Origin of the sequence: Streptomyces sp. NBC_01723, from assembly GCF_036246005.1 — a bacterium.
Lineage (GTDB): Bacteria > Actinomycetota > Actinomycetes > Streptomycetales > Streptomycetaceae > Streptomyces.
On sequence record NZ_CP109171.1, the window covers coordinates 2,002,308 to 2,020,361 of the forward strand.

Sequence of the window (18,054 nt, forward strand, 5' to 3'; positions counted from 1 at the left end):
GGCAGCCCGGCTACGGGTCCGTAACGAGCGCGCGCATCACGGCGCCGCGCCTGCCCACCGCCGCCCGCCCTACTTGTTGGCGTCCTCCACCATCTGCTTCAGCTTGGCCGGGGTCATCGACTGGTCCTGGTAGATGTTCGTGCCGTCGAGGAGCACGGTCGGGGTGCCGCTGAAGCCGCCGTTCTGGAAGGCCTTGTTGGACTTCTCCACCCAGCTGTTGTGCCTGCCGTTCTTCACGCACTCCTGGAACGGGGTGGTGTCGAGGCCGTCGACCTTGCCTGCCAGGTCGATCAGCCGGTCCTCGTCGGCGAAGGCGTCGTCGCTCTCGGGCGGCTGGTTGGTGAACAGCACGTCGTGGTACGAGGTGAACTTCCCGGCGTCCTGGGCGCAGGCGGCGGCGTTGGCGGCCTTGCGGGAGCCGGTGCCGCCCATGTTGCCGTCGATGATGGTCGCCAGGTGGTACTCGACCTTGAGCTGTCCGGACTCGGTCAGCTCGTGGATCGTGTCTCGGTACGCCAGCTCGAAGCCCTTGCAGGCCGGGCAGCGGAAGTCCTCCCAGACGGTGAGCGTCGACTTGGCGCCGTCCTCACCGACGGGGATCGCGAGGCCGTCCTTGCCCTGCGCGCCCGAGGGCGCCACGACCGGTCCGGCCGAGTCGCTGCCGTCGTCCTTGCCCGCGTTCGCCGCGACGACGCCGATCACCGCCGCGAGCCCCAGAACGCAGACCACGCTCGCGCCGACGATCAGCGCGCGGCGGCGCCTGTCCCTGGACCTGTGCTTCTCGCGCTCGGCCGCCAGCTTCTCCCGGGCGGTGCGCTTTCCCTGTCGGTTCTTCTCGCTCACACCCCGCAGAACGAACCGGGGAGGCGCAGCGCGCCTCCCCGGTCGAAGGTCCACCCGTACGAGGGACCCTGGTCACGTGCCCGTCGTCACGCCTTTCCGCGTACGCCCTTCGCGAGGTCGGCGGCGAGGGCGCGGACGCCTTCCAGGCCGGCCGCGTCGTCGGGGGCGTCCAGCATGCGCTTGACGAACGCCGAGCCGACGATCACGCCGTCGGCGAAGCCGGCCACCTCGGCGGCCTGCGCGGCGTTGGAGACGCCGAGTCCGACGCAGACCGGGATGTCGGTGGTGGCGCGGGTGCGCCGCACCAGGTCCTCGGCCTGCGCACCGACCGACTCACGGGTGCCGGTGACGCCCATGAGGGAGGCGGCGTAGACGAAGCCGCTGCCGGCCTCGGTGATCTCGGCGAGCCGCGCGTCCTTGCTGCTGGGCGCGACCACGAAGACGGTGGCGAGCCCGTGCTTCTCCGCGTGCTCCCTCCACAGCGCCGACTCCTGGACCGGCAGGTCGGGCAGGATGCACCCGGCGCCTCCGGCCTCGGCCAGCTCGGCGGTGAACCGCTCGACGCCGTAGCGGTCGATGGGGTTCCAGTACGTCATGACGAGGATCGGCTTGCCGGTGGCGGCGTGGGCCTCCCGGACCGTGCGCATCACGTCGGCGATGCGAACACCGCCCTTGAGGGCGATGTCGTCGGCGGTCTGGATGACCGGGCCGTCGAGCACCGGGTCGCTGTGCGGCAGACCCACCTCGACGACGTCGGCGCCGCCGTCGAGCGCGGCCTTGATCGCCTCGATGCCGCCGTCGACGGTCGGGAACCCGGCCGGGAGGTAGGCGATGAGGGCGGCGCGGCCCTCGGACCTGGCCCCGGCGAGGGTGTCGTTCAGCAGCTGTACGTTCCCGCTCACTTGGCGTCCCCCTCGATCTCCGCGGTGGTGCCGGCCTCGTCGGCGGCGACCTCGGCGTCCGTGTCGTACAGCCCGAAGTAGCGGGCGGCGGTGTCCATGTCCTTGTCGCCGCGGCCGGACAGGTTGACGACGATCAGCCCGTCCTTGCCCAGCTCCTTGCCGACCTCCAGGGCGCCGGCCAGCGCGTGGGCGCTCTCGATGGCCGGGATGATGCCCTCGGTGCGCGACAGCAGGCGCAGGGCCTGCATGGCGGCGTCGTCGGTGACCGCGCGGTACTCGCCGCGGCCGGAGTCCTTGAGGTAGGAGTGCTCGGGGCCGATGCCCGGGTAGTCCAGACCGGCCGAGATCGAGTACGGCTCGGTGATCTGGCCCTCGTCGTCCTGGAGGACGTAGGAACGGGAGCCGTGCAGGATGCCGGGTTCGCCCGCGGTCAGGGTGGCCGCGTGCTCGCCGGTCTCCACGCCGTGCCCGGCGGGCTCGCAGCCGATGAGGCGGACGTCCGCGTCGGGGATGAAGGCGTGGAAGAGGCCGATGGCGTTGGAGCCGCCGCCGACGCAGGCGATCGCGGCGTCGGGGAGGCGCCCGGCCTGCTCCAGGAGCTGGCGGCGGGCCTCGACGCCGATGACGCGGTGGAAGTCGCGCACCATCGCCGGGAAGGGGTGCGGTCCGGCGACGGTGCCGAAGAGGTAGTGCGTGCGGTCGACGTTGGCGACCCAGTCGCGGAACGCCTCGTTGATGGCGTCCTTCAGGGTGCGGCTGCCGGACTTCACGGCGATGACCTCGGCGCCGAGCATCCGCATGCGGGCCACGTTCAGGGCCTGGCGCTGGGTGTCGATCTCGCCCATGTAGATGGTGCAGTCGAGGCCGAAGAGGGCGCAGGCCGTCGCCGTCGCCACGCCGTGCTGACCGGCGCCGGTCTCCGCGATCACGCGGGTCTTGCCCATGCGCTTGGTGAGCAGGGCCTGGCCCAGCACGTTGTTGATCTTGTGGGAGCCGGTGTGGTTCAGGTCCTCGCGCTTGAGGAAGACCCGGGCGCCCCCGGCGTGCTCGGCGAAGCGGGGTACCTCGGTGAGGGAGCTGGGGCGGCCGGTGTAGTGGACCAGCAGGTCGTCGAGTTCCCGGGCGAACTCGGGGTCGTGCTTGGCCTTGTCGTACTCGACGGCCACCTCGTCGACGGCGGCGACGAGGGCCTCGGGGATGAACTTGCCCCCGAATGTGCCGAAGTAGCCCTCGACGGTGGGGACTTGACCCTCGGGGTCGGGGATGAAGAAGTTGCTGGGCATGCGGAAGCCTCACGGTGAGTGTCTTGTGTGGGCACTGTCGCCGTGGGGACGGGGTTGTCAGGCCGCTGCGGGCCGTCGGTGGTTGCTCGCGCCCACGCGACGGAGTCGCAGATTCAGTACAGCCCCGCGCCCCTGACGGGGCGCTGCTGCCATCGCATGCCATTGACCTGGCCCGGCTCGTCTCCGATGACGTACCGCACCCGGCGGCCGTGGATCCGGCGTGCGGGGGCGCGGCAGCCGCGGGGGCGGCAGCCTCGCGCCAGGCGCGCGTACGGATCCCTGGCGGCCAGGGTGAGCGGGAGAGTCATCGTCGGTCAGCCTACCGGGAGTCAGCCGCGGCCGTGGCGCAATGCCGGGTGTTCGCCTGCGGCGACCAGGTCGGAGACCGCCGTCTTCGGGTCGCGGCCGGTGACCAGGGACTCGCCGACCAGGACGGCGTCGGCGCCCTCGTTGGCGTAGGCGATGAGGTCGTGCGGGCCGCGGACGCCGGACTCGGCGACCTTGACGATGTGCGCGGGGATCTCCGGGGCGACCCGTTCGAAGGTGCCGCGGTCGACCTCCAGGGTCTTCAGGTTGCGCGCGTTGACGCCGATGACCTTGGCGCCCGCGTCCACCGCGCGCTCGACCTCGTCCTCGTCGTGCACCTCGACGAGCGGGGTGAGACCGATGGACTCGGCGCGCTCGATCAGGGACTCCAGCGCGGGCTGGTCGAGCGCCGCGACGATCAGCAGCACGAGGTCGGCGCCGTGCGCGCGGGCCTCCCACAGCTGGTACGAGGTGACGATGAAGTCCTTGCGCAGCACGGGGATGTCCACCCGGGCGCGGACCGAGTCCAGGTCGGCCAGTGAGCCGCCGAAGCGGCGCTCCTCGGTGAGGACGGAGATGACGGCGGCGCCGCCCGCCTCGTAGTCCGCGGCGAGTCCGGCGGGGTCGGCGATGGCCGCCAGCGCGCCCTTGGACGGGCTGGAGCGCTTGACCTCGCAGATGACCTTGACGCCGTCGCCGCGCAGGGCGGCCACACCGTCCTTCGCGGGACGGGCCTTGGCCGCACGCTCCTTGAGCTCGTCGAGGCTGACGCGCGCCTGCCGCTCCGCGAGGTCGGCACGGACTCCGTCGATGATCTCGTCGAGCACACTCACGCGAGCGGCCCCCTTTCAGACGGCGAAACCGGTGGTCACTGTGATGGTATCCGGAGCGGGGCACAGGGCCCGCATCCGGCCGCCGCCGGTCCCATTACCTGGACATTCATCGGATGATCAAGGGCGGAGCCAGCCACCGAACGGCAGGTTCCGGACAACCGTGAAGACCAGCAGCAACGTCCCCAGCGCCCACAGGTGGACCGGTCCCAGTTCGACCCGCAGCGGCCGGCCGCGGGCCGCGCGGACCACCCAGACGGTCCACAGGACGGCCAACCCCAGATAGCCCAGGACCGCCGTCGCGTTGGCCTGCAGCGCGGCGAGCAGGTCCCCGTGGGCGAAGGCGTGGGCGCTGCGCAGGCCGCCGCAGCCGGGGCAGAGGACCCCCGTGAAGCGCAGCAGGGGGCAGACGGGGTAGTGCCCGGGTTCGTTGGGGTCCACGGCACCCACGTACGCGAAGGCCCCGGCGACGGCCGCGAGCACCGCGGCCGGGGCGGCGAGGCGGGCGGCCCGGCCCTTCGGTACGGCACTGGTCGGGGTCGGCGGTGCGGTCTCGGCGTCCACGCCCCGCATTCTGCCCCCGGCGGTTCCCACCCGCACGTGAGGGGCGGTCCCGGCACCCTTGTGCCGCTCCGCCCCTCCGGTGGGTCCGTGACGCCGTGCGGGGTCAGCCCTTGGCGCCGGCCGTGGCGCGCTCGCCGGCGACCTGGTGCACGGGGTGGCTGTGCTTCGGCTGGCCGAGGCCCATCATCCGCATGATGTAGCCCACCACACCACCGAGGACCACGACTCCGAGACCGGCCCAGAAGCCCATGGGCTGGGCCGCCACCATGAACAGGCCCGCGATGCAGAAACCGATGAAGGCGATGATGACACCGGTCCAGGCGGCCGGGGTGTGACCGTGGCTGCTGCCCGCCATTGCTTGCTCCTCGTTGCTGTGTGCCGTGTCTGAGCAGGATGCTCGTACCCATTGTCCCGCACCCCCGCGCGCGCCATGAGCGGGGGTGCTCCGCCGGGGCACGGCGCGTCAGGCGCTGGTGGGGTCCTCGCCGCGGTCGATGGCCTTCCAGAGGTCCTCGGGGCGGTCCGGGTCCACGGTCTGCGGCTTGCGGCGCGGGCGCGGGGTGCCGTCGCGCTCGTAGCGGCCGGACATCGCGGGCCACTGGCGGCCGTAGCGCAGCGCGAGCAGCCCCGCGAGCAGCAGCAGGGCGCCGCCCACGGCCGCGACGTACGGCCAGGCGGTGTGCGAGAGGACGTCCACGGTGGCCGAGGTGTCGCCGGCGGCCTTCGCGGCCTGGTCGTCCAGCGCGGAGCTGTCGGAGGCGCCGGCCAGGGCGGCGGCGACGGTGCCCGCGCCGCTCAGCGCGAGCAGTCCGGCCACCGCGAAGCGGCCCGCGCGGCGGACGGCGAACACGGCTACGAGCGCGGCGAGGCCCACTATGGCCAGCGCCGCGGGCACGCCCGTGACGTCGCTGCCCTTGGCGGTCAGGGGGAACGCGCCGCCGGCCACCGTCGCGGTGCCCTCCGCCCACTCCTGCCGGGTGGCGAGCAGGGCGACGGCGGCGCCGAGCGCGCCGCACAGCAGGGCGACGGCGAGGCTCCGCCGGCCGGCCCGGGCGGGTCCTGCGGCTGGGGTACGGGGGTGAGGAACGGCTGTCACGTACTCCACTATCACCCGAACCCCGGGCGAACCGTCACCCGGGGTTCGGATTGGCCGGCGTGAGAATCGCCCCACCGCTGAGGCGGGTTGGCCCTATTGCGCCAGCCGGTTGGCCGTGTGTACGGCGCGCAGCACCGCCGCCGCCTTGTTGCGGCACTCGGTGTCCTCGGCGACGGGGTCGGAGTCGGCGACGACGCCGGCGCCCGCCTGGACGTAGGCGGTGCCGTCGCGCAGCAGGGCGGTGCGGATGGCGATGGCGGTGTCGGAGTCGCCCGCGAAGTCGAGGTAGCCGACGCAGCCGCCGTACAGGCCGCGCCGGGAGGGTTCGAGTTCGTCGATGATCTGGAGGGCGCGCGGCTTGGGGGCGCCGGAGAGGGTGCCGGCCGGGAAGCAGGCGGTGAGGACGTCGAAGGCGGTGCGGCCGGGGGCGACCCGTCCGGTGACCGTCGAGACGATGTGCATGACGTGCGAGTACCGCTCGACGGACATGAAGTCGACGACCTCGACGGAGCCGGGCTCGCAGACCCGGCCGAGGTCGTTGCGTCCGAGGTCGACGAGCATCAGGTGCTCGGCGCGCTCCTTGGGGTCGGCGAGCAGTTCGTCGGCGAGGGCCTGGTCCTCCTGCGGGGTGGCACCGCGGGGCCGGGTGCCGGCGATGGGGTGCACCATGGCGCGGCCCTCCTCGACCTTGACCAGGGCCTCGGGCGACGAACCGACGACGTCGAAGCCGTCGAGGCGGAGCAGGTACATGTACGGGGAGGGGTTGGTGGCCCGCAGCACCCGGTACACGTCCAGCGCGCTCGCGGTGCACGGCGTCTCGAACCGCTGGGAGGGGACGACCTGGAAGGCCTCCCCCGCGCGGATGCGCTCCTTGATGTCCTCGACGGCCTCCTGGAAGTCGGGCCCGCCCCACAGCGCGGTGTACTCGGGCAGCTCGGACGGCGGCAGGGCGGCCGGGGGCTGGGCGACCGCGCGCGTGAGGTCGGCCTCCATGACGTCCAGGCGGGCGATCGCGTCGGCGTAGGCCTCGTCGACGCCGGTCTCCAGGTCGTTGTGGTTGATCGCGTTGGCGATCAGCAGGACCGAGCCCTCCCAGTGGTCCATCACGGCGAGGTCGCTGGTGAGCAGCATGGTCAGCTCGGGGAGCTTGAGGTCGTCCCGCTCCCCCGGGCCGACCTTCTCCAGACGGCGCACGATGTCGTAGCCGAGGTAGCCGACCATGCCGCCGGTGAAGGGCGGCAGGCCCAGGTCGTGAGCGAGGTCGCGGGGGGTGTGCAGGGCCTCGACGGTGGCGCGCAGCGCGGCGAGCGGGTCGCCGTCGGTGGGGACGCCGACGGGCGGGGTGCCCTGCCAGTGCGTCTGGCCGTCCTTCTCGGTGAGGGTGGCGGCGCTGCGGACGCCGACGAAGGAGTACCGGGACCAGGATCGTCCGTTCTCGGCCGACTCCAGCAGGAAGGTGCCGGGGCGCTCGGCGGCGAGCTTGCGGTACAGCGCCACGGGGGTGTCGCCGTCGGCGAGGAGCTTGCGGCTCACCGGGATCACGCGGCGGTCGGCGGCCAGCTTGCGGAAGGTCGGGAGGTCCATGTCGTCCATGGCGGCAGACCCTACTGACCCGCGGCGGGCGCGCCGGAACCCGCGCCGTCGGCGCCCTCGGCGCCCTCGGCCCCCTCGGCCGCTTCGGCGAGGAGCACGTCGGCGTCGAAGCAGGTGCGGGCGCCGGTGTGGCAGGCGGCGCCGACCTGGTCGACCTTGACCAGGACGGTGTCGGCGTCGCAGTCCAGGGCGACGGACTTCACCCACTGGAAGTGCCCGGAGGTGTCGCCCTTGATCCAGTACTCCTGCCTGCTGCGCGACCAGTAGGTGCAGCGTCCCGTGGTCAGCGTGCGGTGCAGTGCCTCGTCGTCCATCCAGCCGAGCATCAGCACCTCTCCGGTGTCGTACTGCTGGGCGATGGCGGGCAGAAGGCCGTCGGCGCTGCGCTTGAGGCGGGCCGCGATCTCCGGGGCGAGCGGGCTGGGCGGCCGGGGGGAGCTGCTGGTCATGCGCCCATTGTGCCGCGCGGGTCGGACACACCCCGGCGCTGTCCATTGGGCGGACCCGGCCGGGCGCCGTAGGCTGGCCGCATGTCGACTTTCGCCAAGCGTGAACGACTTCTGCTCGCGGACCTGTTGGAGACGGCGGGCCCGGACGCACCGACCCTGTGCGAGGGCTGGCGGACCCGCGACCTCGCCGCGCACGTGGTGGTGCGCGAGCGCCGGCCGGACGCCGCCGGGGGCACCCTGATCAAGCAGCTGGCGTCCCGGCTCGACCGGGTGATGGAGGAGTACGGGGCGAAGCCGTACGAGGAGCTGCTCCAGCTGATCCGCACCGGGCCGCCCCGCTTCTCGCCGTTCCAGCTCAAGCAGGTGGACGAGGCGGCGAACACGGTGGAGTTCTACGTCCACACCGAGGACGTCCGCCGGGCCCGGCCCGACTGGTCGCCGCGCGAGCTGGACCCGGTCTTCCAGGACGCCCTCTGGTCCCGCCTGGAGCGCGCCGCCCGGCTGATGGGCCGGGGCGCCCCGACGGGCCTCGTCCTGCGCCGCCCGAACGGCCAGACGACCGTCGCCCACCGGGGTACGCCGGTGGTGACGGCCACCGGTGAGCCGTCCGAGCTGCTGCTGTTCGCGTACGGCCGTCAGGACGCGGCGAACGTGGAACTCGAGGGCGAGAAGGCCGCGATCGCCAGGCTGCAGGAGACGAAGCAGCTCGGGCTCTGAGGCCGACCGCTCACTTCGGCAGTTCGGCCCGCCGCAGGCCGGGCGCGCACAGGGCGACGACCCCTCCGAGGGCGCAGACCACCGCGCTGACGACGAAGACCGGCCCGGTGCCCCAGACGCCGATCGCGGCGGCGGACAGCGGCATGCTCAGGGGCGCGATCCCCAGGCTGACGATCCCGGCCACCGCCGTGACGCGCCCCAGGTAGGCGGTGTCGGTCTGCGTCTGCAGCAGGGCTCCGCACATGGCGCCGCTGAGCCCCGTGAGCAGCCCCACGAGCACCGCGGTGCCGACGGCCACGGGGAGGCCGGGGGCGTACGCCAGGGCGGCGATGGCGGCGGCGCCGGGGATGATGGCTCCGGCGGCGACCAGACCGGCGTGCGGGACGCGTCCGCGCACCGTCAGCAGCAGCGCCGCCACGCCGGCCCCGGTTCCGAAGCCGCCGAGCACCCAGCCCATGCCGGAGGCGCCCCAGCCGCGTTCGTCCGCGAGCAGGGTGAGGCCGACGTTGAGCGGGCCGACGAAGCCGAGGTCGCCGAGGGCGATGGTGATCATCAGCGGGCCGAGGACGCGGTGCCGGCGGATGTGGCGCAGGCCGGCCCGCAGGTCGCGCCAGGCGGTGGTGTTGTCCCGGGGGGTGGCCTCCTCCGGCGGCAGCTCGCGTACCCGTACGGAGACCAGCAGCGGCACGGAGACGGCGATCAGCAGCCCCGCGCACGCGAAGGCGGCGGCCGAACCGCCCACCGCCACGCCGAGCCCGCCGAGCGGGGCGCCCACCACGGCGGCGAAGCGGATGCCGAGGCCGCGCATCCCCTGGACGCGGGCGAGCTGGTCCTTGGTGGTGATCCGCGCGGGGAGCGCGCCGACGGCGGGCAGGAACACGGCGTCGACGGTGCCGAAGACGACGGCGAGCAGCGCGAGCAGCCACAGTCCGGGGTCGGTCACGAAGAGCACGGCGGCCACCGCGAGGACCGTGCCGCACCGTACGGCGTCACTGCCGATGACGACCCGGCGCGGCCCGAACCGGTCGGCGACCACGCCGCCGCCCAGCATCAGCAGCGCCCGCGGCACGGCGCTCACGGCGGTGACGATCCCGGCCTGCGCGGCGGTGCCGTTCTGCACGGCGGCCCACGACAACGCGAGGTAGAAGACCATGTCGCCGACCATGGAGACGGTGTAGGCGGCGACCCAGCGCAGGACGTTGGGGTCGCGATGGGCGGCGACCGCTGCGGGCGGGGGTATGAAGGTGTCCGGCACGGACGTGGTCTCAGACACGGAACGGGAACCCGTACACGTGCAGCGCGACGTTCTCGCGCCCCTCGGTGTCGCCGGCGGCCTCGGCGGCCTTGCCCTTCTCGTCGTACTTCTTCGCCAGGGCGAGCAGCTCAGCGGCCAACTCCGCCAGTTCGGCCGGGGTCAGCCGGAGCAGGGACTCGTTGTCGGGAGCGGCGGAGTTCCATTCGGGGCCCCAGGTCGGGCGTTCGTCGAGGTAGCGGCGGTACATGCCGGTGCGCTGGTCGTGGAAGAGCCGGGTGGCCGCGAGGTGGGCGGCCGCTCGCTCGGGAGCGCCGCGGAAGTTCTCGTCGCGGATGCTGACCCCGTCCGAGGCGGGCTGCCACCACCGTTCCCTGCCGTCCCCGCTCTGCGCCTCGGCCTGCTCGACCAGCCCGTGCTCGGCCAGTTTGCGCAGGTGGTAGCTGACCAGGGAGACCGCCTCGTCCACTTGCTCGGCAAGCTGCGAGGCGGTCGCCGTCCGCGCAACGCACAGACCTCGGTAGAGCTGCATGCGCAACGGATGTGCCAGGGCTTTGAGGGTGCCCAGGTCGGTGATGGGGCGGTTCTCCTCGCGGGTCATGACCTCACCGTAATCAGGAAAGGAAAGTTGCGCAATATTTATTGCGCAACTTTCCTTTCCTGATTCACTACCGGACGGGACGCCCCGCCTCACGCAGCGTGTCCTTCACCTGGCCGATCCGCAGGTCGCCGAAGTGGAAGACGGATGCCGCCAGGACCGCGTCCGCACCCGCCGCCACGGCGGGCGGGAAGTCGGCGAGGCGGCCCGCGCCGCCGGAGGCGATCACCGGGACGGTCACGTGGCGCCGGACCGCCTCGATCATCTCCAGGTCGTAGCCGTCCTTCGTGCCGTCCGCGTCCATCGAGTTGAGCAGGATCTCGCCCGCGCCCAGCTCCGCGGCCCGGTGCGCCCACTCCACCGCGTCGATGCCGGTGCCGCGCCGGCCTCCGTGGGTGGTCACCTCGAAGGTGCCCGCCTCGGTGCGCCGCGCGTCCACCGACAGCACGAGGACCTGGCGGCCGAACCGCTCGGCGATCTCGCGGATCAGGTCGGGCCGGGCGATGGCGGCCGTGTTCACGCCCACCTTGTCCGCGCCGGCCCGCAACAGCTTGTCGACGTCGTCGGCGGTGCGCACGCCGCCGCCGACGGTCAGCGGGATGAACACCTGCTCGGCGGTGCGCCGCACCACGTCGTAGGTCGTCTCGCGGTTGCCCGACGAGGCGGTGATGTCCAGGAACGTCAGCTCGTCGGCACCCTCGGCGTCGTACACCTTGGCCATCTCGACGGGGTCGCCCGCGTCGCGCAGGTTCTGGAAGTTCACGCCCTTGACGACCCGGCCGTCGTCCACGTCCAGGCAGGGGATGACTCGGACCGCCAGGGTCATGAATCCACGGCTCCTCTTACTGTCCTCTGAATGCTTCCACTTCCACCGACACCAGCACCCGCGAGTCGATGAAGCCCTCGACGACCAGCAGGGTCGTCACCGGGCGTACGGCGTCGAACAGCTCCTTGTGGGCGCGGCCCACCGCATCGACGTCGCGCGAATGTGCCAGGCACACACGCGTCCGGATCACGGACTCGATGCCGAGCCCGAACTCACCGATCGCCTCGACCGCGGTGGCGAAGGCCACCTTGGTCTGTTCGTACGGGTCGCCGTCGCCGTACAGCACGTCGCCCCTGAAGGCGGTCGTGCCGGCCACGATGACATGATCACCCGCCGCCACGGCCCGTGCGAAACCGAAGGACTCTTCCCAGGGACTTCCGCTCTGCACACGCCGTACGGCTTCGGATGTCATGGCGACACAGCCTCCAAGGCTTCTTCCAGGGTGAACGCCTTCGCGTACAGGGCCTTCCCGACGATGGCCCCCTCGACACCGGCCGGGACGAGACCGGCGATGGCGCGCAGGTCGTCCAGGGAGGAGACGCCGCCGGAGGCGACGACCGGGCGGTCGGTGGCCGCGCAGACGTTCTTCAGGAGCTCCAGGTTGGGGCCCTGGAGGGTACCGTCCTTGGCGATGTCGGTGACGACGTACCGGGCGCAGCCCTCCTTGTCGAGGCGGGCCAGCGTCTCGTAGAGGTCGCCGCCGTCGCGGGTCCAGCCGCGGCCGCGCAGCGTGGTGCCGCGTACGTCGAGACCGACGGCGATCTTGTCACCGTGCTCGGCGATGATCCCGGCGACCCACTCGGGGGTCTCCAGGGCGGCCGTGCCCAGGTTCACCCGCGTGCAGCCGGTGGCGAGCGCGGCGGCGAGCGTGTCGTCGTCGCGGATGCCGCCGGACAGCTCGACCTTGATGTCCATGGCCTTCGCGACCTCGGCGATCAGCGCACGGTTGTCCCCGGTGCCGAACGCGGCGTCCAGGTCGACGAGGTGCAGCCACTCGGCGCCGGAGCGCTGCCAGGCGAGGGCGGCCTCCAGCGGGGAACCGTAGGAGGTCTCGGTGCCGGACTCGCCGTGCACGAGGCGGACGGCCTGGCCGTCGCGGACGTCGACGGCGGGGAGGAGTTCGAGCTTGCTCATCTCTACCGGGCTCATCTCTACAGGGTCTCGATCCAGTTGGTGAGGAGCTGGGCTCCCGCGTCACCGGACTTCTCGGGGTGGAACTGCGTGGCCCACAGGGCGCCGTTCTCCACGGCGGCCACGAAGGGCTTGCCGTGCGTGGACCAGGTGACCTTGGGCGGGGCGATCAGCGGGTTGAGCGACTCCTGGGTCCAGTCGTGGACGGCGTAGGAGTGCACGAAGTAGAAGCGGGCGTCCGCGTCCAGGCCGGCGAAGAGCTGGGAGTCGGCCGGCGCGTCGACGGTGTTCCAGCCCATGTGGGGCACGACGTCGGCCTGGAGCGGGCCGACGGTGCCGGGCCACTCGTCCAGGCCCTCGGCTTCCACGCCGTGCTCGATGCCGCGCGCGAACAGGATCTGCATGCCCACGCAGATGCCCATCACCGGGCGGCCGCCCGACAGCCTGCGGTCGACGACCCAGTCGCCGCGGGCCGCCTTGAGGCCGTCCATGCAGGCGGCGAAGGCGCCGACGCCGGGGACCAGCAGGCCGTCGGCGTTCATGGCCTTGTCGTAGTCACGGGTGATCTCGACGTCGGCTCCCGCGCGCGCGAGGGCGCGCTCGGCGGAACGGATGTTGCCGAAGCCGTAGTCGAAGACGACGACCCGCTTGGCGGGGGAGCTCAATTCCACACCTCCAGGCGCAGCACGCCCGCGAACAGACACATCGCGGCACCGATGGAGAGCAGCACGATCAGGCCCTTGGGCATCTGCTGCTTGGCGAAGGAGATGATGCCGCCGATGAAGAACAGGCCGACGACGATCAGCGCGGTGGACGTACCGTTCATGGGTTAGAGCGCGCCCTTCGTGGAAGGCAGGATGCCGGCCGCGCGCGGGTCGCGCTCGCTGGCGTAGCGCAGGGCCCGGGCCAGCGCCTTGAACTGGCACTCCACGATGTGGTGCGCGTTGCGCCCGTAGGGCACGTGCACGTGCAGCGCGACCTGGGCCTGGGCGACGAAGGACTCCAGGATGTGCCGGGTCATCGTGGTGTCGTACTCGCCGATCATCGGCGCCATCTTCTCGGGCTCGGTGTGCACGAGGTAGGGGCGGCCGGAGAGGTCGACGGTGACCTGGGCGAGGGACTCGTCCAGCGGGACCGTGCAGTTGCCGAAGCGGTAGATGCCCACCTTGTCGCCGAGGGCCTGCTTGAATGCGGCGCCCAGCGCGAGGGCGGTGTCCTCGATGGTGTGGTGGGAGTCGATGTGCAGGTCGCCGTCGGTCTTCACGGTCAGGTCGAACAGACCGTGCCGGCCGAGCTGGTCGAGCATGTGGTCGTAGAAGCCGACGCCGGTGGCGATGTCGGTCTTCCCGGTGCCGTCGAGGTCGATCTCGACGAGGACCGAGGTCTCCTTGGTCGTACGCTCCACGCGTCCCACGCGGCTCATGTGTTCTGCTCCTTCTTGACTTCACGTACCGCGTCGAGGAACGCGTCGTTCTCCTCCGGGGTTCCGGCGGTGACCCGCAGCCACCCCGGTACGCCGTTGTCCCGTACCAGCACGCCCCGGTCGAGGATCTTCCGCCAGGCCTCGTGGGAGTCCGCGAACCGCCCGAACTGGACGAAGTTGGCGTCGGACTCGGTCACCTCGTAGCCGGTGGCGCGCAGTTCGGCGACCAGCCGGTCCCGCTCGGTCTTGAGCTGCTCGACGTACTTCAGCAGCGTGTCCGTGTGTTCCAGGGCGGCCAGCGCGGTCGCCTGGGTCACGGCCGAGAGGTGGTACGGCAGCCGTACGAGCTGGACGGCGTCGACGACGGCCGGGTGCGCGGCGAGGTAGCCCAGGCGCAGGCCCGCCGCGCCGAACGCCTTCGACATGGTGCGGGAGATCACGAGGTGGGGCCGGCCGTCCAGCAGCGGCAGCAGCGAGGCGCCGTGGCTGAACTCGATGTAGGCCTCGTCCACGACGACCATCGAGGGCTTCGCCGCCTGGGCGGCCTCGTACAGGGCGAGGACGGTCTCGGCCGGGACGGCGTTGCCGGTGGGGTTGTTGGGGGTGGTGATGAAGACGACGTCCGGGCGGTGCTCGGCGAGGGCGCGCTCGGCGGCGGGCACGTCGATGGTGAAGTCGTCGTGGCGCGGCCCGGAGATCCAGCCCGTGCCGGTGCCGCGCGCGATGAGGCCGTGCATCGAGTACGAGGGCTCGAAGCCGATCGCGGTGCGGCCCGGGCCGCCGAAGGTCTGCAACAGCTGCTGGATGACCTCGTTGGAGCCGTTGGCCGCCCAGACGTTGCCCGTGTCCAGCGGGTGGCCGGAGGTCTTCGTCAGGTACTCGGCGAGCCCGGTGCGCAGCTCGACCGCGTCCCGGTCCGGGTAGCGGTTGAGGTCGCGGGCGGCCTCGCGGACCCGCTCGGTGATCCGCTCGACCAGCGACTCGGGCAGCGGGTAGGGGTTCTCGTTGGTGTTCAGCCGTACGGGCACGTCCAGTTGGGGCGCGCCGTAGGGGGACTTGCCGCGCAGCTCGTCCCGTACGGGGAGGTCGTCGATTTTGAACGTCACTTGCTCTCCGGGACCTTCCACTCGAACCTCGCCTTGATCGCCGCCCCGTGCGCGGGCAGGTCCTCGGCCTCCGCCAGCGTCACCACGTGGTGCGCGACCTCGGCGAGCGCGTCGCGCGTGTAGTCGACGATGTGGATGCCGCGCAGGAACGACTGCACGGACAGGCCCGAGGAGTGGCAGGCGCAGCCGCCGGTGGGCAGGACGTGGTTGGACCCGGCCGCGTAGTCACCGAGGGAGACGGGCGCCCAGGGGCCGACGAAGACCGCGCCGGCGTTCTTCACCCGGTCGGCGAGGGCGGCGGCGTCGGCGGTCTGGATCTCCAGGTGCTCGGCGCCGTAGGCGTCCACGACGCGCAGGCCCTCGTCGAGGCCGTCGACCAGGACGATCGCGGACTGGCGGCCCTTCAGGGCGGGGACGATCCGGTCGTCGATGTGCTTGGTGACCTCGACCTGCGGCTGGAGTTCCTTCTCGACCGCGTCCGCGAGCTCCACGGAGTCGGTGACCAGGACGGCGGCGGCCAGCGGGTCGTGCTCGGCCTGGCTGATCAGGTCGGAGGCGACGTGCACCGGGTCGGCGGTGGCGTCGGCGAGGACCGCGATCTCGGTCGGGCCGGCCTCGGCGTCGATGCCGATCTTTCCGGTGAAGTAGCGCTTGGCGGCGGCGACCCAGATGTTGCCGGGGCCGGTGACCATGTTGGCGGGCGGGCAGGACTCGGTGCCGTACGCGAACATCGCGACGGCGGTGGCGCCGCCCGCCGCGTACACCTCGTCGACGCCGAGCAGGGCGCAGGCGGCGAGGATCGTCGGGTGCGGCAGGCCGTCGAACTCGGCCTGGGCGGGCGAGGCGAGGGCGACCGACTCGACGCCCGCCTCCTGCGCGGGCACCACGTTCATGATCACGGACGACGGGTAGACCGACCGGCCGCCGGGCGCGTACAGCCCGACCCGCTCGACCGGCACCCACTTCTCGGTGACCGAGCCGCCGGGCACGACCTGCGTGGTGTGGGTGGTGCGGCGCTGCTCGCGGTGGACGAGCCGGGCGCGGCGGATGGACTCCTCCAGGGCGGCGCGCACGGCCGGGTCCAGCTCCTCCAGCGCGCGCGTGAGCGCGGCCGCCGGGACCCTGACCTGGTCCAGCCGGACCCCGTCGAACTGCTCGGCGAAGTCGATCAGCGCCGCGTCGCCCCGATGATGCACGGCCTCGCAGATCGGACGCACCTTCTCCAGGGCGGCCGAGACGTCGAAGTCGGCTCGGGGCAGCAGGTCGCGCAGAGCGGGGCCCTCGGGGAGGGCGTCGCCGCGCAGATCGATTCGGGAGATCACGCAACCAATTCTCTCAGACCCGCGTCGGGCACGGTTCGCGCGTATCAATGGCTGATACAGAACGCGGCGGCCCCGCGCGGCCCACGGGCAACTCACCCGAATCGGTGCTCACTTTGAGTGTTCGGAGTGTCACCCAGCGGGCATGAACGGTTGTACGAAGAGTGAGCGACCGACGAGTAGTTGGGGAGGGAGTGAAGTGCCGTGACCGTAGTGGTGGGTCCTCGTGACGGAGAGCTGCCGGACGACCTGACCGCCGCCGAGGCCGGCATGTGGCAGGCCTTCCGCAACGGCAGCGTGTACGACCTCAGCAGCGGCGACGCGCTCGTCGACGACCCGCACGGCGGGCACCCGTGGGGACCGGAGCGGAGCGTGCGGGCCCGCATCGTGTGCTGGCTGCTGCTCGACGGTCCGCCGGCGCTCGCGGGCCGGGTGGCCTCGCTCCAGCTGACCGGCGTGCGGATCAGCGGCACGATGGACCTGGCCGGCGGCACCGTGGACCCGTACGTGGAGCTGCGGGGCTGCCGGTTCGAGCGGGAGGTGCTGCTGCCGGAGACCCGCTTCACCACCGTGCGCCTGGTGGACTGCTCGGTGCCCCGCCTGGAGGCGGCCCGGCTGCACACGGAGGGCGACCTGCACCTGCCCCGTTCCCGCTTCCGGGGCGGCATACGGCTCACGGACGCGCGGATAGGCACCGACCTGCTGCTCAACCAGGCGATCGTGCACCGGGACCGGCACGGCCGTTCCATCGCCGCCGACGGGATGACCGTCGGGCAGGACCTCCAGGCCGAGATGCTGGAGGCGCACGGCGAGGTGAGTCTGCGCAGCGCCCAGGTCGGCGTGTCGCTGAGCCTGCGCGGCGCCCGGCTCCTAAACCCGTACACGCGGCACGCGCTCAACGCCCCGCAGCTGACGGTGGAGCGCACCCTGTACCTGACACCGGCGGGGCTCGGCAGCCCGCTGCTGCGGGGCACCACGCCGGCGCAGGGCACGCGGATCCAGCGCTTCGAGTGCGAGGGCGGGGTGCGGCTGGACGACGGGCGGTTCGGCGACGCGCTCGACTTCGAGCACGCCCGCTTCACGTTCACCGACGAGCAGGAGCTGTCGCTGCGCCGGGTGCAGACGCCCGAGCTGCGGTTCCTGGGCGAGCGGCCGGCGCGCGGCCGGGTGGTGCTGTCGGGGGCGCGGGTCGTCAACCTGATGGACCGGGCGGACAGCTGGCCGGGGCCCGGCCGGCTGCACATGGGCGGCTTCACCTACGAGAACCTGGTACCGCGGGGGCCGTTCCCGCTGGAGAAGCGGCTGCGCTGGGTGGGCGCCGCGACCGCCGAGTACAACCCGGAGCCGTACGAGCGCCTCGCCGCCGTGCTGCGGGCCGGCGGCGAGGACGAGGACGCCCGCGAGGTGCTGCTCGCCAAGCACCGCCGACGCCGCGAGAGCCTGCCGATCGCCGCGAAGCTCGTGGGGTACGCCCAGGACTGGACGGTCGCCTACGGCTACCGGCCGGGGCGGGCCGCGGTGTGGATGGCGGTGCTGTGGGCGGCGGGCTCGCTCGCCTTCGCCCGTGCCGAGCCGCCGCCGCTGAAGACCGGCGAGCACCCGGACTGGAACCCGGCCCTCTTCGCCCTCGACCTGCTCCTGCCGGTCATCGACCTGGGCCAGGCCGGCTTCTGGCAGCTCCACGACGCCTGGCAGTGGCTGGCGACGGCCCTGATCCTGCTGGGCTGGATCCTGGCGACGACGGTGGCGGCGGGCGCGACCCGCCTGCTGCGCAGAAGCTGAGCCCTCCGAGGGTGGAGCGGCAGCACGTCCGACG

The 18,054-nt window shown here is 72.5% G+C and carries 22 protein-coding genes; 2 read left to right on the forward strand and 20 right to left on the reverse strand.

Going from position 1 to position 18,054, the window contains the following annotated elements:
* Positions 1–69: 69 nt before the first annotated feature.
* From OIE75_RS09505 to hisI, 10 genes are all read right to left on the reverse strand, one after another.
* The gene (locus OIE75_RS09505; RefSeq protein WP_307011334.1) at positions 70–843 is read right to left on the reverse strand and encodes a DsbA family protein; all 774 of its coding nucleotides are present in this window, start codon (positions 841–843) and stop codon (positions 70–72) included.
* Between the two features lie 86 nt (positions 844–929).
* Positions 930–1,745 carry a tryptophan synthase subunit alpha gene (gene trpA / locus OIE75_RS09510; RefSeq protein WP_307011336.1) on the reverse strand — a complete coding sequence of 272 codons (816 nt, stop codon included), beginning with the start codon at positions 1,743–1,745 and terminating at the stop codon, positions 930–932.
* Positions 1,742–3,028 carry a tryptophan synthase subunit beta gene (gene trpB, locus OIE75_RS09515; protein WP_329470331.1) on the reverse strand — a complete coding sequence of 429 codons (1,287 nt, stop codon included), beginning with the start codon at positions 3,026–3,028 and terminating at the stop codon, positions 1,742–1,744. Before trpB ends, trpA begins: the two co-directional genes overlap by 4 nt.
* A gap of 113 nt (positions 3,029–3,141) precedes the next feature.
* Positions 3,142–3,336, reverse strand: a complete 195-nt coding sequence (gene trpM / locus OIE75_RS09520; protein ID WP_307011340.1) for a tryptophan biosynthesis modulator TrpM — start codon at positions 3,334–3,336, stop codon at positions 3,142–3,144.
* Between the two features lie 21 nt (positions 3,337–3,357).
* A complete protein-coding gene (gene trpC / locus OIE75_RS09525; protein WP_329470332.1) occupies positions 3,358–4,167 on the reverse strand; it encodes an indole-3-glycerol phosphate synthase TrpC in 810 nt (269 codons plus the stop codon).
* A gap of 117 nt (positions 4,168–4,284) precedes the next feature.
* Positions 4,285–4,737, reverse strand: a complete 453-nt coding sequence (locus OIE75_RS09530; protein ID WP_329470333.1) for a DUF2752 domain-containing protein — start codon at positions 4,735–4,737, stop codon at positions 4,285–4,287.
* 94 nt (positions 4,738–4,831) lie between these two features.
* Positions 4,832–5,083 (reverse strand): HGxxPAAW family protein, encoded by a 252-nt coding sequence (locus OIE75_RS09535; RefSeq protein WP_329470335.1) that lies wholly within the window; start codon positions 5,081–5,083, stop codon positions 4,832–4,834.
* A gap of 108 nt (positions 5,084–5,191) precedes the next feature.
* Positions 5,192–5,833, reverse strand: coding sequence for a TIGR02234 family membrane protein (locus tag OIE75_RS09540; RefSeq protein ID WP_122614900.1), 642 nt, complete (start codon positions 5,831–5,833; stop codon positions 5,192–5,194).
* Between the two features lie 84 nt (positions 5,834–5,917).
* On the reverse strand, positions 5,918–7,408 hold the full coding sequence (locus tag OIE75_RS09545; protein WP_329473956.1) for an anthranilate synthase component I: 1,491 nt from the start codon (positions 7,406–7,408) through the stop codon (positions 5,918–5,920).
* Positions 7,409–7,428: 20 nt separating this feature from the next.
* The gene (gene hisI, locus OIE75_RS09550; protein ID WP_329470336.1) at positions 7,429–7,866 is read right to left on the reverse strand and encodes a phosphoribosyl-AMP cyclohydrolase; all 438 of its coding nucleotides are present in this window, start codon (positions 7,864–7,866) and stop codon (positions 7,429–7,431) included.
* 81 nt (positions 7,867–7,947) lie between these two features.
* Between hisI and OIE75_RS09555 the strand changes: the two genes are divergently transcribed.
* Positions 7,948–8,583, forward strand: coding sequence for a TIGR03085 family metal-binding protein (locus tag OIE75_RS09555; RefSeq protein WP_307011349.1), 636 nt, complete (start codon positions 7,948–7,950; stop codon positions 8,581–8,583).
* 10 nt (positions 8,584–8,593) lie between these two features.
* Here OIE75_RS09555 and OIE75_RS09560 read toward each other — a convergent pair whose 3' ends face one another.
* From OIE75_RS09560 to hisD, 10 genes are all read right to left on the reverse strand, one after another.
* A complete protein-coding gene (locus tag OIE75_RS09560) occupies positions 8,594–9,856 on the reverse strand; it encodes an MFS transporter (protein ID WP_329470338.1) in 1,263 nt (420 codons plus the stop codon).
* Positions 9,849–10,436: an ArsR/SmtB family transcription factor gene (locus OIE75_RS09565; RefSeq protein ID WP_307011353.1), complete on the reverse strand. Its 588-nt coding sequence runs from the start codon at positions 10,434–10,436 to the stop codon at positions 9,849–9,851. Before OIE75_RS09565 ends, OIE75_RS09560 begins: the two co-directional genes overlap by 8 nt.
* A gap of 67 nt (positions 10,437–10,503) precedes the next feature.
* The gene (hisF, locus tag OIE75_RS09570; RefSeq protein WP_307011354.1) at positions 10,504–11,259 is read right to left on the reverse strand and encodes an imidazole glycerol phosphate synthase subunit HisF; all 756 of its coding nucleotides are present in this window, start codon (positions 11,257–11,259) and stop codon (positions 10,504–10,506) included.
* 16 nt (positions 11,260–11,275) lie between these two features.
* Positions 11,276–11,671: a RidA family protein gene (locus tag OIE75_RS09575; protein WP_307011355.1), complete on the reverse strand. Its 396-nt coding sequence runs from the start codon at positions 11,669–11,671 to the stop codon at positions 11,276–11,278.
* Complete coding sequence (gene priA / locus OIE75_RS09580; RefSeq protein WP_125491062.1) at positions 11,668–12,393, reverse strand: bifunctional 1-(5-phosphoribosyl)-5-((5-phosphoribosylamino)methylideneamino)imidazole-4-carboxamide isomerase/phosphoribosylanthranilate isomerase PriA; 726 nt, start codon at positions 12,391–12,393, stop codon at positions 11,668–11,670. Before priA ends, OIE75_RS09575 begins: the two co-directional genes overlap by 4 nt.
* 17 nt (positions 12,394–12,410) lie before the next feature.
* Positions 12,411–13,055, reverse strand: coding sequence for an imidazole glycerol phosphate synthase subunit HisH (hisH, locus tag OIE75_RS09585; protein ID WP_307011356.1), 645 nt, complete (start codon positions 13,053–13,055; stop codon positions 12,411–12,413).
* Positions 13,052–13,216, reverse strand: a complete 165-nt coding sequence (locus OIE75_RS09590; RefSeq protein WP_163015643.1) for a hypothetical protein — start codon at positions 13,214–13,216, stop codon at positions 13,052–13,054. The genes hisH and OIE75_RS09590 overlap by 4 nt, the downstream gene beginning before the upstream one ends.
* Positions 13,217–13,219: 3 nt before the next feature.
* Positions 13,220–13,813, reverse strand: a complete 594-nt coding sequence (gene hisB, locus OIE75_RS09595; RefSeq protein ID WP_055416452.1) for an imidazoleglycerol-phosphate dehydratase HisB — start codon at positions 13,811–13,813, stop codon at positions 13,220–13,222.
* Positions 13,810–14,919, reverse strand: a complete 1,110-nt coding sequence (locus tag OIE75_RS09600; RefSeq protein ID WP_329470340.1) for a histidinol-phosphate transaminase — start codon at positions 14,917–14,919, stop codon at positions 13,810–13,812. Before OIE75_RS09600 ends, hisB begins: the two co-directional genes overlap by 4 nt.
* Positions 14,916–16,241 (reverse strand): histidinol dehydrogenase, encoded by a 1,326-nt coding sequence (gene hisD / locus OIE75_RS09605; RefSeq protein WP_329470341.1) that lies wholly within the window; start codon positions 16,239–16,241, stop codon positions 14,916–14,918. Before hisD ends, OIE75_RS09600 begins: the two co-directional genes overlap by 4 nt.
* Positions 16,242–16,442: 201 nt before the next feature.
* On the opposite strand from hisD, the gene OIE75_RS09610 reads away from it, so the two are divergent.
* Entirely contained in the window at positions 16,443–18,020 is a 1,578-nt protein-coding gene (locus tag OIE75_RS09610; RefSeq protein WP_307011363.1) for an oxidoreductase, read from the forward strand.
* Positions 18,021–18,054 lie beyond the last annotated feature (34 nt).

Bases quoted from the DNA above. Each gene is read 5' to 3' on its own strand.
- trpB (WP_329470331.1), bottom strand. From the start codon at position 3,028: ATGCCCAGCAACTTCTTCATCCCCGACCCCGAGGGTCAAGTCCCCACC.
- trpM (WP_307011340.1), bottom strand. From the start codon at position 3,336: ATGACTCTCCCGCTCACCCTGGCCGCCAGGGATCCGTACGCGCGCCTG.
- OIE75_RS09530 (WP_329470333.1), bottom strand. From the start codon at position 4,737: ATGCGGGGCGTGGACGCCGAGACCGCACCGCCGACCCCGACCAGTGCC.
- OIE75_RS09535 (WP_329470335.1), bottom strand. From the start codon at position 5,083: ATGGCGGGCAGCAGCCACGGTCACACCCCGGCCGCCTGGACCGGTGTC.
- OIE75_RS09545 (WP_329473956.1), bottom strand. From the start codon at position 7,408: ATGGACCTCCCGACCTTCCGCAAGCTGGCCGCCGACCGCCGCGTGATC.
- hisI (WP_329470336.1), bottom strand. From the start codon at position 7,866: ATGACCAGCAGCTCCCCCCGGCCGCCCAGCCCGCTCGCCCCGGAGATC.
- OIE75_RS09555 (WP_307011349.1), top strand. From the start codon at position 7,948: ATGTCGACTTTCGCCAAGCGTGAACGACTTCTGCTCGCGGACCTGTTG.
- OIE75_RS09565 (WP_307011353.1), bottom strand. From the start codon at position 10,436: ATGACCCGCGAGGAGAACCGCCCCATCACCGACCTGGGCACCCTCAAA.
- hisF (WP_307011354.1), bottom strand. From the start codon at position 11,259: ATGACCCTGGCGGTCCGAGTCATCCCCTGCCTGGACGTGGACGACGGC.
- OIE75_RS09575 (WP_307011355.1), bottom strand. From the start codon at position 11,671: ATGACATCCGAAGCCGTACGGCGTGTGCAGAGCGGAAGTCCCTGGGAA.
- priA (WP_125491062.1), bottom strand. From the start codon at position 12,393: ATGAGCAAGCTCGAACTCCTCCCCGCCGTCGACGTCCGCGACGGCCAG.
- OIE75_RS09590 (WP_163015643.1), bottom strand. From the start codon at position 13,216: ATGAACGGTACGTCCACCGCGCTGATCGTCGTCGGCCTGTTCTTCATC.
- hisB (WP_055416452.1), bottom strand. From the start codon at position 13,813: ATGAGCCGCGTGGGACGCGTGGAGCGTACGACCAAGGAGACCTCGGTC.